Origin of the sequence: Kordiimonas sp. SCSIO 12610, assembly GCF_024398015.1 — a bacterium.
Taxonomy (GTDB): Bacteria; Pseudomonadota; Alphaproteobacteria; order Sphingomonadales; family Kordiimonadaceae; genus CANLMI01.
Window position 1 is genome coordinate 1,678,621 of record NZ_CP073747.1, and the last position, 12,595, is coordinate 1,691,215.

Here is a 12,595-nt window from a genome sequence, read left to right on the forward strand (position 1 = left end):
GCATTATCATTTTCTCTGATTAATCTCTGTCATTAACTTTGCAGCATTGGGAAGTGAAGCAAGGGAGAGGGAGATAAATTATGGATAATGCATCTTTTGACGCTGGAAGTGCAAACATAGCAGAAATTCTGGCATCCCAGCGCGCTGCTTATCTTGCTGATGGGTATGTAAGCGCTGAGGTTCGGATTGACCGTCTGAGGCGGGTTCTTGGCATTATCCTTAAACATCAGGATGATTTCATACGTATCATCAGCGAAGATTTTGGCAATCGTTCAGCGGGAACAACATTATTTGCGGATGTTGTGGCAAGTGTTGGGGCAATTCGTGATGCGATCAAACATGTCAAAAAATGGATGAAACCCTCAAGGCGGTCACTCGCGTTTCCATTTGGCTTTTTGGGGGCGAGGGGGCAGGTGACCTCGCAGCCTAAGGGTGTTATTGGCCTTATAACGCCCTGGAACTTTCCGATGACGATGGTTTTCGTACCACTTGCCCAGATGCTTGCAGCGGGTAACCGTGTTATGATCAAGCCTTCGGAACATACACCGAAAACATCTGCCTTTTTTGAAAAGGTATTCGCCGAAGTATTCGATAAACAAGAAATTGCTGTCATTAATGGTGGGGTCGAAGTGAGCCAGGTGTTTTCAAGCCAGCCATTTGACCATTTAATGTTTACCGGAGCGCCCTCTATCGGCAAACTGATCATGCGTTCTGCCAGTGAAAATCTGGTTCCAGTTACCCTCGAGCTTGGTGGGAAAAGCCCGGTATTAGCGGGTAGAAGCGCAAATATGGACATGACGGCGTCGCGGGTAGCAATGTGGAAAAACGCGAATGCGGGTCAGATTTGCTTGGCTCCTGATTATATTAACGTACACAAGGATCAGGAAAGCGCCTTTGTTGAAAAATACACAAATGCTGTAACCTCTATGTTTCCAACGATGCTGACAAATGATGATTATACATCAATCATATCAGCGCGGCACCGTGAACGTCTTGAGGGATATTTGGACGATGCGCGCGAAAAAGGTGCTGATGTTCGCATTATCAATCCTGCTAATGAAGATTTCAGCGGGCAAAATCAGTCTAACAAAATACCACCCGCTCTCATATTAAATCCAACCGATGATATGAAGGTGATGCAGGAAGAAATATTTGGACCCATTTTGCCTGTTCGCACTGTTGAAAGCGTTGATGAAGCGATTGGGTATGTAAACGGTCGCGAACGGCCCCTGGCGCTGTATTATTTTGGTGATGATAGTGCGGAAGAGGCGAAAATTGTTAACTCCACTACATCTGGTAGCGTTTGTATCAATGATCTAGTTTGGCAGGGCGGACAGGAAAACCTTCCTTTTGGCGGCGTTGGAAACAGCGGTATGGGCCATTATCATGGATATGATGGCTTCCTGGAATTTTCGCATCAGAAATCTGTTCTAAAACATCCAAAGCTTGATCTTAATAAGCTTATTGGTTTGATCCCTCCTTACGGTGACGGGAAACTGGAACGGAATATGAAAAGCAGAATTGGCAAATAGCGTCTGTTATTTCTCTTACAAGTGATTAGGTGGATTAAGATATGAATTTTGCTTTTGATACGGTGGCCTCTATCCTTGTGGAAGACCATGGTGCATCTAATCTAGGGGCAATATTAAAAGGGCGCTATAAGCCAGTTCCTTGTTTTGTCGTTACTGACAAGGGCCTGAGGTCGCTCGGGCTTTTGGATCAAGCTATTTCATCCCTGAAAGCAAATGGCTTTGCCCCCATTATTTATGATGATGTCGTCGCTGACCCACCGGAAGCAAGTATTCATGATGCTGTAGATGCCGCGAAACAGAACGGCTGCGAGCTTGTTATTGGCTTTGGCGGCGGTAGTTCCATGGACGTTGCCAAACTCGTGGCTGTGCTATTGAAGGGGCAGCAAGACCTTTCAACGATGTATGGTATCGGTCAGATTACATCTGATCGTGTTCCACTTGTTCAAATACCAACCACATCAGGTACGGGCTCTGAAGTGACGCCCATCTCAATTGTTACGACGGGTGAAACGACAAAAATGGGCGTTGTTGACCCCATATTATACGCTGACCTTGCGATACTGGATGCGACATTGACCCTTGGGTTGCCTGCGCATGTAACGGCAGCCACTGGGATTGATGCGATGGTTCATGCGTTGGAGGCATACACGACCAAGCACAAGAAAAATCCTATTTCTGACGCACTCGCGCGGCAGGCTTTCAGCCTTTTGGGGTGGAATATATTACGTGTGTGTTCCGACGGAAAAAATCTGGATGCACGCCGCGATATGCTAATCGGCGCAATGCTGGCGGGGCAGGCGTTTGCGAACGCTCCTGTTGCTGCTGTTCATGCACTTGCTTATCCGCTGGGAGGGCATTTCCATGTGCCGCACGGTCTCTCGAACTCTTTAGTGCTGCCATATGTTATGGAATTCAATATGGAGCAGGCTGGCGATGCTTATGGTGAATTGGCGGCGATCTTAGACCTCAAGAGCCAGAACGGACAGAGTGCAGCCAGCGCCCTTGTCCAGTGGTTTAGAAATGTTGCCAGTGAAGCGGGTATTGAAACACGGTTACGGGACGTTGGTGTAAAAGAGAGCGACCTTGATATGCTTGCGGATGATGCGATGCTTCAGACACGGTTGCTTGTTAATAACCCACGAGAAGTAACGCGCGGTGACGCCTATAAAATTTATGAGGCAACTTGGTAATGAAGCGTGGTGATGCAAGACCATACGATGCCTATAAGCATTTTGCTCCTATCCAGACCCGTTGGATGGATAATGATGTTTATGGGCATGTGAATAACGTAGTTTATTATAGTTATTTCGACACGCTGGTTAACGAATATCTGATCAATGCTGGCGTTCTTGATATTCATAGCGGCGATACAATTGGCCTTGTTGTCGAAACATCTTGTAATTATTTCGCACCTATTGAATTCCCGCAAACCATCAAAGGTGCAATCGGTGTTTCAAAGGTTGGAACATCGAGCGTTCGCTATGAAATTGGCCTGTTTGACGGGGCAGAGCAACCCGTTGCAGCGGGTCATTTTATTCATGTCTATGTAGATAGAAAAACAAGAAAATCAAAACAGTTATCAAGTGATTCTATCAAAACACTTGAAGGAATAAAATTCGACTAAGGGTGCTATTAATGACCTGAGCAGTCAGGGCGTGGCATTTGAATAGGAAAGGTATCCAACGATGGATGTAAAAGATAAAGTTATCATTATCACAGGCGGCGCGAGCGGTATCGGGAAGGCGCTTGGTGAACTGTTTGCTCGTGAGGGGGCAAAGGGTGTAGCCCTTGCCGATATGAATGCGTCTGGCGCGGAGGCAGTAGCCGCATCAATCGGTGATAACGCAAAAGGATACGCGCTCGATGTTACGGACGAGGCCGCGGTTCAGACAGTCGTTGACGATGTTGAAGCAACATTTGGACCTGTTGACATCTATGTCTCAAATGCTGGTATTATCTTCTCGGACGCACCTGATTGGACCGCAATCAGCCAAACCAACGAACAGTGGCAGAAAATTTGGGAAGTGAATGTGTTTGCCCATATTCTTGCGTGCCGCGCGGTACTTCCAAAAATGTTGGAGCGTGAGGGCTGTGGTTTCATCGTGACGGCGTCTGCCGCTGGCCTTCTGAGCCAGATCGGCGATACGTCCTATTCAACGACAAAGCACGCAGCCGTTGGTTTTGCTGAAAGCCTAGCCATCACGCACGGTGATGACGGCCTTTATGTGGCTGCACTTTGCCCGCAAGCGGTTGCCTCCAACATGACGAAGGGCGCGGAAGAAAGCTCTGCGGCAGGGGACGGCGTTATGCCAGCGGAAGAGTTTGCAGGCCGTGTGTTGGAGCAAATGCGCGCTGGTAAATTCATGATCCGACCACACGAGCAGGTTGAGGGGTATTTCCTCAATAAAGCCAAGGATTATGATCGCTGGGTTGGTGGTATGCGAAAATTCCGTCGTATGCAGATGGAACGCACTGGTAAGCCGATTTAATTGGTAAACCAATTTTTGCCTAAATAATTTAATCAATATACTGAATTTGACAGATCAAGGAATAAAGAAGCATGGATTATACAAAGTTAATGGATTTCACAGGCAAGGTTGTTTTTGTCAGTGGTTCTTCACGCGGAATTGGTGAGGCGATTGTGCGTGCGTTCGCTGCCAATGGTGCTGATGTTATTGTATCATCCCGTGATCAGGCTGTTTGTGACGCGGTTGCTGAAAGTATCCGTGCTGATGGCGGCAAAGCGGCGGGTAAGGCCTGCCACGCTGGTCGTATGGAAGATATTACAGCAGTTTTTGACTGGATTAAGGAAACCTATGGTCGCCTTGATGTGTTGGTGAACTGCGGCGGCACAAATCCATTTTACGGTAATATCGGCGAAACGCCAGAGGCTGCGTTTGACAAAACAATTGATGTCAACCTAAAGGGTCCTTTTTATCTGTCGGCGAAGGCGGTTGAGATGATGCAGGGGCAGGGCGGCGGTGCCATTGTGAATGTTGCGTCGATCAATGGTATTAAGCCGGGTCATTTACAGGGCGTATATTCTATGACCAAATCGGCAATGATTAATATGACACAAGCTTTTGCGCGTGAATACGGCAAGGATAAAATCCGTGTTAATGCCATTTGCCCCGGATTTATCGATACCAAGATGACCGCCGTCTTTACAGCCAATGATAAGCTCGTTGATCAGTATACAAGCAGTTTCCCAATTCAGCGAGTTGGTAAACCAGAAGATATGGTTGGCGGCGTGCTGTATTTGGCGTCAGACGCTGCGGGCTTCACAACAGGCACAACTCTGACAATGGATGGCGGGCACCTGGCCTAGACCGCGGCTACCAGATTTGTGTTCAGCCGGATTTGTGTTCAGTAAGGATAACACTATGAGTGAAGAATTAAATAAAACGATTGATGTCCGTGAAGGTGAAGAGCTTGACATCGGTACCATTGATAAACTGATCAAAGAAAGGGTTGAGGGTGTTACGGGAACACCCGAGGTTCGACAGTTCCAAAGCGGACAGTCCAACCTGACATATTCGATTGTGTATGGCGAAAAGCGGCTTGTGCTAAGGCGCCCCCCTTTCGGGACTAAACCCAAATCAGGTCATAGTATGATCCGTGAGTTTTCGGTGATGAATGCCCTGCGCCCAGTTTTTCCTGCTGTTCCAGAAACATATTTTCATATGGATGATGAAACCAGCCCGATCGGTGCCGAATTTTATGTGATGGAACAGGTCGCAGGCTGGAAGCTTGGTCGTAAAATCCCTTCAGACTGGAATTTTTCTGAAGAGGACACACACAAGCTCGGCATTACTTTTTTTGAAAAGCTGATGGATCTTCACAAGGTGGATTATAAAGCGATCGGTCTTGGTGATTTTGGCAAGCCAGAAGGCTATGTGGAACGCCAAATTAAGGGCTGGAACGGCAGGTATCAGCGCGCACACACGGATGACGTGGAAACATTTGAAGATGTGATGAAGTGGCTTGAGGATAATATGCCTGAAACAGAGGCTGGGCATGCCATTGTTCACGGTGACTATCGCCTCGATAACGTGATCCTGAATGAAAAGAATCCTTTCCATATTGATGCAATTCTTGATTGGGAAATAAGCGCGCTTGGTGACCCATTGATGGACCTTGGGAATACGCTTGCTTATTGGATAGAGGCCGATGATCCTGCGGCCAGCCGCGCGATGAATATGCAGCCAAGCGACGCACCGGGTATGCCAACACGCGCCGAGATCGTTGAGCTGTACGCCAAACGGACAGGCTTTGACCTTAGTAAATTTGATTATTATCTAGTTTACGGGATTTTCCGTCTCGCGGTTATTCTACAACAAATTTACTATCGCTATTATCATGGTCAGACCAAGAATAAAAACTTTGCTGGCTTTGCCATGCAGGTAAATGCCCTTGGTAATCGCGCTCGTGACCTGATTGCTCAGGCGAATATTTAGCGTAAATTTGATAAAACAAATGGGGTAACGATATGAATATTGTTTTTGCACTTTTCGATATGGTTACCCAGTTGGATTTTACGGGGCCTGCGCAAATTCTAAGTAGGCTTCCAAATGCAACTGTTCATGTTGCTGCGAAGAAAGTCAGACCAATTCAAACGGACTCTGGTTTTTCCATAAACCCATCAACCAGTTTCAATGAATGCCCGCAGGCAGACATATTATGTGTTCCAGGTGGCTTCGGGGTTCCTGACGCCATCGAAGAGGGCACTATTGTTGAATTCTTCAAAAGGCAAGCAGGCGGTGCAAAATATATAACGTCTGTATGTACTGGCGCCTTTATTTTAGGGGCTGCTGGCCTATTGGAGGGCAAGCGAGCCACCACCCACTGGGCTTATACTGATTTACTAAAGGACGTTGGTGCACGGTACACAGAGGGCCGTGTTGTTGTTGACGGTAATACCTACACAGGTGGCGGTGTAACGGCAGGGATTGATTTTGCGCTTATGCTTGCAAGCGAGGTGGCAGGCAAACAGGTTTCTGCAAGTCTTGAGTTAGGCTTTGAATATAATCCCATGCCACCGAACGGTTCTGGTCACCCAAGCATTGCACCCGATGAAATAGCAGGCCCAATGAAAGACAGGTATGTGGAGAATGTCGGGATGATGGCAAAAGCCATCGCCTAGAATTATTTATTCTTCTGGCTTTAATCTTAACAGGCATTCCTGTGCCGTAGAGGCAATCAAACGACCATCCCGCGTATAGAGCGCACCGCGTGCAAGACCACGGCCTTTTCCTGTCCAGTATCCTTCTGTTTTATAGTAAATCCACTCGTCTACTCTGAAGCTATTGCGGTGGAACCAAACGCTGTGGTCAAGGCTTGCAACGGTTTTAAGGCGTGGGTCACGTGGGATCATCGCATGAGGGCGTAAGTTGCTCGACAGAAAAGCAAAATCGGACGCATAGGCGAGAAGGCGTTGATGCAGTGTAGTATCACCTTCAATCGTATCCTTCCAACGCACCCAATATCCGGTAACCGGGTCTTTGGGGTGCGGATTTTCAAGGTCCATGCGGTCGATTGAACGCATTTCTGTTGGCATGTAAGCGCGTTTTTTAGGGTCGCTACCCACTGCACGCAGAATGCGGGCATAATATGCTTCATCATCGTCTAGATCTTCGGGTTGCGGCACGTCTGGCATATCGATTTGGTGGGCTACACCGTCTTCTCCGACATGGAAGGATACCGCCACCGTGAAAATGGCTTCACCGTCCTGTATGGCGACAACGCGGCGCGTTACAAAACTTCTGCCATCCCGGATCGGATCTACATCATAAATGATCGGGCGATCTGCCTTGCCGGGGCGCAGGAAATAGCTGTGAAGCGAGTGTGGCTTGTATTCAGGGTCAACAGTGAGGCAAGCCGCTTCCATGGCTTGTGCCACAACATGCCCACCGAACACATGGCGGTTTGGCCACTGGTTAGGCTCTCCTCTGAAAAGAAGTCTGTCGATCTGCTCAACCTTGAGGCCTTCAAGTATACTTGCCACACTTGTCATAAAATATCCTGAGTTTTCTATTTATTATTGTTAGTCGCGGAAACTGCTGTCCATACGGTCCAGTTTACGCAGTAGCGCTGGCCAAACCAGTAGATCAGCACCGTTTGCGCCGGCAACAGCCTGTAAGTCATTAATGGTATTTTGAATAGATTCTTCACTAGGATGCTGAATTTCAGCGCCAGCGGTTTGTGTAAGAATTTGAATTTTACAGGCCTTTTCAAGGAAATACATCAATTCAAACGCCTGTGCGATAGATTTGCCCGCAGTTAGCGTGCCATGGTTTCTAAGCATAAGGGCATTTTTCTCACCCATATCAGCGACAAGGCGCTCTTTTTCGTCGTCACGAACTGCTAGCCCCTCGAAATCATGATAGGCAAGCGATAGCCAGCCCGGAATTGAGCTTTGTGCTAGAGGCAGAAGACCATCCTTCTGATTTGAGACAGCGATCCCATAATCAGTATGAAGATGAATAACGCAGCCAGCATCCTCGCGGGCGGCATGGATTGCGCTATGGATTACAAACCCGGCTTTGTTCGCGATATAAGGGCTGTCATTCAGTTTATTCCCTTCAAGGTCAACTTTAATCAGGCTGGATGCTGTGATTTCTTCGAACATTAGTCCAAGTGGATTGATCAGGAAATGATGATCACCGCCCGGTACACGCGCGGAAATATGGGTGTAAATCAGGTCATCCCATCCAAAGTGCGCAACAAGCCGGTACGCAGCAGCAAGGTTAACCCTAGCTTCCCATTCTTCAGGAGAAACCTGATCTTTTACAGATGGAATTTCAGCGATTTGAGCGGTTGCCATGATAAATTCTCCTTACTAGCTGGGTACACGATATGTGAATATTGATGCTTTCTTCAATGATGACAATAGTTTTGTGATTTACTCGGGTTCTTCATTATGGGTTTGATAATATGATCTAACGGCAACGCGGCTTACCCCTGCAACGGATTGCACCGCAGCGGGTGCGTGTGTTGACGTGGCGTCGACCCATTTTGAACTGCGGAAGCGCGCCAATAGCAGAATGATTTTAATCAAATAATCGAGAATGATGATTGCAAACATCGCCTCGATGGAGGCGCCAGCCTTAAAAATTATATATCCGATGACAAGGCGACCCAAAATCATGCCTGCAAAACTTACAAACAGGGGGTAGCGGGTGTCGCCAGCGCCTCTTAACGCACCGCCAATAGCAAATTCGATCGCCATCAGGGGTTGAATAAGCGCGAGGATCAGAATGAAATATTCTGTCAGTTCACGGGTTTCAGCGTCTGTGGACAGTAATGCAGCGAGAAAACCACGCATTAAATAGATAAGGCCTGCAATGATGGTCATTAACCCAATTGCTAACCGCATGGCTGCCCAGCCGCTGGCTCTTGCTTCTGCTTCGTTTCCAGCCCCCAAACTTTGCCCGACGAGGGTAGAACTGGCCGCGCCGAACCCCAGGCCCACAACGATACATACGCTCAAGATCGTGATGCCAATGCCGTATGCTGCAAAGGGGGCTGTGCCATAAGCGCCAATAATGACCATGAAGAGCACAAAGCTCATCTGTATAATGATCTGCTCCAGCGCTGCGGGAGTGCCAATTTTTATAAGCTGTGCCAAACGCTTGTTGTCAAAGGTTGCACTTGCGACCGGGACCAGATCATATTTTTTCAGAAGCCAGCGCATCATAAAATACATGACGATAAGAAGTTGAGCCGCGCCAGTGCCAATTGGAATACCGGCAATTCCGATACCTTCATACGTAAAGACACCACGCGCTAAAATATATGACATGATGATACTAAGAACAGTGGCTGCCGCCGTAAAGCGAAGGGGCCTGATGACATCGCTAATGGCGCGCATTGCGGTTGTCATGGTGACAGTCAGTGCAAAAGCGAAGTTAAAAATTGCTACAGGTCGAATATAATCAACGGCCATCTGTGTGGTCGTGGTGTCCAGTCCAAAAATACCAACAATTTGCGGCGCAAACACATAGGTTGGAACAGACAAAAATACTGCAACCATAATGCAAAGCGCAAGGGAGGTTGTTGTGGACGCCGAAGCCTCAAATTTTTCATCAGCGCCCCATGCCCGCGCGACGACCGCGGTTGTTGCAACCGAAAGCGCCATCGCTGCCGACATCAATAAAAACTGCACTCGTGCACCTGTCACCACAGCGGCGCTCGCCTCGCGGCCCAGTGGTGCGACGATCCATAGATGCGCGAATGAGATCGAAACGAATAAAATGTTGCTGATAATATTGGGGCCAGCTAGTCGCCAAACTGTCTGATATGAAAATTGAGCCACAATGTTCAGCCTTTAATAAGTGCACACCATACCGTGTGCCCACACATGTCTGTTAGGTTTGAATCAGTTTAATCAAAATCATTAGTTATCAAACCATGCAAATCATTTGAGTGCAAGATAATCTCTGGTCGGCATTTAAATGTGGTGCTGATAGAGAGAATGTTATCGATATTTAAAATGAATAAATACAAAGGGTTATGGTCCTATTTTTTATGAGGACATTGTTTTTTTGGTGAAATTTAAAAGTAGCGCTTGCCAAGTCCTAAAAGCTCATTAATGATATTGATTAGATTTCGTTTGAGAGGACGAATACAATAAAAATTGAATCGATAAAGCGACGCTAATCATCCGGAGGGGATATTAATGAGTGAGCTTGAAACATTTCGCCTTGAAGTAAGAGAATGGCTTGAGGCTAATTGCCCAGAAACTATGCGTACACCTGTGAAGGGTGAAAAAGATATTTGCTGGGGTGGGCGTAAGTTTGTTTTTGAATCGGATGATCAGCGTATTTGGCTGGAACGGATGGCTGAAAAGGGCTGGACTGTTCCCACTTGGCCTAAGGAATATGGCGGTGGTGGCCTCTCTAAAGCAGAGGCAAAGGTGCTCGCCAGTGAAATGCGCCGGATCAAAGCACGCTCGCCCTTAAATTCATTTGGCATCTGGATGCTTGGCCCTGCGCTTCTGGAATTTGGAACGCATGAGCAAAAGCTTGAGCACCTACCACCGATTGCACGTGGTGAAATTCGCTGGTGTCAAGGATATTCAGAGCCTAACGCCGGGTCCGATCTTGCCAGCCTTGCGACCAAAGCCGAAGATAAAGGCGATCATTATGTAATCAATGGTCAGAAGGTTTGGACATCCTATGCTGATAAGTCAGATTGGATATTCTGTCTGGTCAGAACTGATTTTGACGCCAAAAAGCATGAAGGTATTAGCTTTGTTCTGTTTGATATGGATCAAGCGGGTGTAACAACAAAACCAATTTTGTTGATTTCCGGTAATTCACCGTTCTGCGAAACGTTCTTTGATGACGCTGTTGCGGACAAGAAAAACCTTATCGGCGAAGCTGGCAAAGGCTGGACGATCGCTAAGTATCTCCTGACCCATGAACGCACTATGATCGGTGATATGGGCTTGCCTGTTCCATTAAGTTCGCTTGCACGCGACAAGTTGGAAGTCGTCGATGGTAAACTTGATGATGCCATGCTGAGAAGCGACATCGCTTCGCATGAAGTTGATGCCGCTGCATTCATGTTTACAATGGAGCGTGCGAAGGATGAAGCAAAGGCTGGTGCCAGTCTTGGTGCATTTTCTTCTATGCTTAAATACTATGGGACGGAATTGAACAAAGACCGTCATGAATTAATCCTGAAGGTGAACGGTTCGGATGCCTTTGAATGGGAAGGGCAGTTCTCCAACGATGGTGAAATCGCGAGGAACTGGTTGCGGACAAAAGCAAACTCCATCGAGGGTGGAACCAGCGAAGTTCAATTGAATATCATTTCAAAACGGATCATTGGATTGCCGGGCTAATAGACAAAATTAGGCGTGGTGCTGGTTTTAACAAGCATCACAATTTTGTAGTTAGCAGGAATAACAGGATACTTAATAATGGCACTTGTACTAAATGAAGAACAACAACTTTTAAAGGAATCAGCGGAAGGTTTCTTTGCTGAAAAAGCTCCGGTTTCACAGCTTCGCCAGTTACGTGATGATAAAAGCGAACAGGGTTTTGCCCCAGAACTGTGGCAGGAAATGGCAGAAATGGGCTTCACTGGCCTGTTGGCTGACGAAGATATGGGCGGCACTGGGTTTGGATATGTTGGCGCAGGCATCGTCGCTGAAGCTATGGGAACGACGCTTGCGGCTTCGCCCTTTTTATCAAGTTCAGTGATTGCACTTTCCGCCCTCAGTGGTTTTGAGGGTGATGCGGCAGAAACATTGGCTGCATCGGTTGCTGCGGGCGAAACGGTTGCAACACTTGCGCTTGATGAAACCAGTAAACACGCACCAGAAAAGACCGCGATGAAGGCTGTGAAATCTGATAGTGGTTATGTTTTGAACGGTATGAAGACTTTCGTGCCGGACGGGCATGTTGCCGATAAAATTATCGTACTGGCAAGAACATCGGAAGAAGCCGGCAACCCAATGGGATTAAGTGTTTTTGTTGTTGATCGTGGCACATCGGGGTTGATCGTTGATCGCACAAGTATGGCAGATAGTCGTAATTGGGCGAAGATTACATTTGAAAATGTATCTGTGAGCGCTGATAATCTTCTGGGTACAGAAGGTGAAGGCTGGAAAACGCTTGAACTTGCTATCGACAAAGCAAGACTTGTGATTGCGGCTGAACTTCTTGGTATTTCACAGGAAGCTTACCGAACCACAATGGAATATTTGAAAGAGCGTAAGCAATTTGACACAATCATTGGCTCGTTTCAGGCGCTTCAACACCGCGCAGCGCACCTTTATAGTGAGATAGAGGTGACGAGGTCTGCGGTTCTTAAGGGATTGCAAGTTGCTGACGAAGGTCAGAATGTTGCCTGGTTTGCAAGCCTTGCAAAAGCGAAGGCCTCCAAAACAGCAGAGCTTGCGACCAACGAAGCTATTCAGATGCACGGTGGCATTGGTATGACAGACGAATATGATATTGGTCTTTATATCAAGCGGGCGCGTGTGCTTCAGCACCTTTATGGGGATTTTAATTTTCATAGCGACAGGTTTGCTAGCTTATCGGGGTATTAAGCAG

The 12,595-nt window shown here is 47.3% G+C and carries 12 protein-coding genes; 9 read left to right on the forward strand and 3 right to left on the reverse strand.

Features of this window, described 5'->3' with window-relative positions; translation table 11 throughout:
- The first annotated feature begins 80 nt into the window (after positions 1-80).
- From KFF44_RS07740 to KFF44_RS07770, 7 genes are all read left to right on the forward strand, one after another.
- Positions 81-1,532, forward strand: coding sequence for a coniferyl aldehyde dehydrogenase (locus KFF44_RS07740; protein ID WP_255938682.1), 1,452 nt, complete (start codon positions 81-83; stop codon positions 1,530-1,532).
- Positions 1,533-1,573: 41 nt separating this feature from the next.
- Positions 1,574-2,722 carry an iron-containing alcohol dehydrogenase gene (locus tag KFF44_RS07745; protein ID WP_255938683.1) on the forward strand — a complete coding sequence of 383 codons (1,149 nt, stop codon included), beginning with the start codon at positions 1,574-1,576 and terminating at the stop codon, positions 2,720-2,722.
- Positions 2,722-3,156: a thioesterase family protein gene (locus tag KFF44_RS07750; protein ID WP_255938684.1), complete on the forward strand. Its 435-nt coding sequence runs from the start codon at positions 2,722-2,724 to the stop codon at positions 3,154-3,156. Before KFF44_RS07745 ends, KFF44_RS07750 begins: the two co-directional genes overlap by 1 nt.
- A 61-nt stretch (positions 3,157-3,217) precedes the next feature.
- Positions 3,218-4,021, forward strand: a complete 804-nt coding sequence (locus KFF44_RS07755) for an SDR family oxidoreductase (protein ID WP_255938685.1) — start codon at positions 3,218-3,220, stop codon at positions 4,019-4,021.
- 71 nt (positions 4,022-4,092) lie between these two features.
- A complete protein-coding gene (locus KFF44_RS07760; RefSeq protein WP_255938686.1) occupies positions 4,093-4,860 on the forward strand; it encodes a glucose 1-dehydrogenase in 768 nt (255 codons plus the stop codon).
- Between the two features lie 55 nt (positions 4,861-4,915).
- Positions 4,916-5,989 carry a phosphotransferase family protein gene (locus KFF44_RS07765; RefSeq protein WP_255938687.1) on the forward strand — a complete coding sequence of 358 codons (1,074 nt, stop codon included), beginning with the start codon at positions 4,916-4,918 and terminating at the stop codon, positions 5,987-5,989.
- 32 nt (positions 5,990-6,021) lie between these two features.
- Entirely contained in the window at positions 6,022-6,675 is a 654-nt protein-coding gene (locus KFF44_RS07770) for a DJ-1/PfpI family protein (RefSeq protein WP_255938688.1), read from the forward strand.
- 6 nt (positions 6,676-6,681) lie between these two features.
- Here the strand turns inward: KFF44_RS07770 and KFF44_RS07775 are convergent, their stop codons facing one another.
- From KFF44_RS07775 to KFF44_RS07785, 3 genes are all read right to left on the reverse strand, one after another.
- Entirely contained in the window at positions 6,682-7,545 is an 864-nt protein-coding gene (locus tag KFF44_RS07775; RefSeq protein WP_255938689.1) for an acyl-CoA thioesterase II, read from the reverse strand.
- A gap of 30 nt (positions 7,546-7,575) precedes the next feature.
- A complete protein-coding gene (locus KFF44_RS07780; protein ID WP_255938690.1) occupies positions 7,576-8,355 on the reverse strand; it encodes a class II aldolase/adducin family protein in 780 nt (259 codons plus the stop codon).
- A 78-nt stretch (positions 8,356-8,433) separates the two neighbouring features.
- Positions 8,434-9,846 (reverse strand): MATE family efflux transporter, encoded by a 1,413-nt coding sequence (locus KFF44_RS07785; protein WP_255938691.1) that lies wholly within the window; start codon positions 9,844-9,846, stop codon positions 8,434-8,436.
- Between the two features lie 363 nt (positions 9,847-10,209).
- Here KFF44_RS07785 and KFF44_RS07790 point away from each other — a divergent pair, with 363 nt between their 5' ends.
- Together KFF44_RS07790 and KFF44_RS07795 are read left to right on the forward strand one after the other, a co-directional pair.
- The gene (locus KFF44_RS07790) at positions 10,210-11,379 is read left to right on the forward strand and encodes an acyl-CoA dehydrogenase family protein (protein ID WP_255938692.1); all 1,170 of its coding nucleotides are present in this window, start codon (positions 10,210-10,212) and stop codon (positions 11,377-11,379) included.
- A gap of 78 nt (positions 11,380-11,457) precedes the next feature.
- Positions 11,458-12,591, forward strand: a complete 1,134-nt coding sequence (locus tag KFF44_RS07795; protein WP_255938694.1) for an acyl-CoA dehydrogenase family protein — start codon at positions 11,458-11,460, stop codon at positions 12,589-12,591.
- Positions 12,592-12,595 lie beyond the last annotated feature (4 nt).

Coding starts and splice junctions, on each gene's coding strand:
- KFF44_RS07740 (WP_255938682.1), top strand. CDS start 81: ATGGATAATGCATCTTTTGACGCTGGAAGTGCAAACATAGCAGAAATT.
- KFF44_RS07745 (WP_255938683.1), top strand. CDS start 1,574: ATGAATTTTGCTTTTGATACGGTGGCCTCTATCCTTGTGGAAGACCAT.
- KFF44_RS07750 (WP_255938684.1), top strand. CDS start 2,722: ATGAAGCGTGGTGATGCAAGACCATACGATGCCTATAAGCATTTTGCT.
- KFF44_RS07755 (WP_255938685.1), top strand. CDS start 3,218: ATGGATGTAAAAGATAAAGTTATCATTATCACAGGCGGCGCGAGCGGT.
- KFF44_RS07760 (WP_255938686.1), top strand. CDS start 4,093: ATGGATTATACAAAGTTAATGGATTTCACAGGCAAGGTTGTTTTTGTC.
- KFF44_RS07765 (WP_255938687.1), top strand. CDS start 4,916: ATGAGTGAAGAATTAAATAAAACGATTGATGTCCGTGAAGGTGAAGAG.
- KFF44_RS07770 (WP_255938688.1), top strand. CDS start 6,022: ATGAATATTGTTTTTGCACTTTTCGATATGGTTACCCAGTTGGATTTT.
- KFF44_RS07775 (WP_255938689.1), bottom strand. CDS start 7,545: ATGACAAGTGTGGCAAGTATACTTGAAGGCCTCAAGGTTGAGCAGATC.
- KFF44_RS07780 (WP_255938690.1), bottom strand. CDS start 8,355: ATGGCAACCGCTCAAATCGCTGAAATTCCATCTGTAAAAGATCAGGTT.
- KFF44_RS07790 (WP_255938692.1), top strand. CDS start 10,210: ATGAGTGAGCTTGAAACATTTCGCCTTGAAGTAAGAGAATGGCTTGAG.
- KFF44_RS07795 (WP_255938694.1), top strand. CDS start 11,458: ATGGCACTTGTACTAAATGAAGAACAACAACTTTTAAAGGAATCAGCG.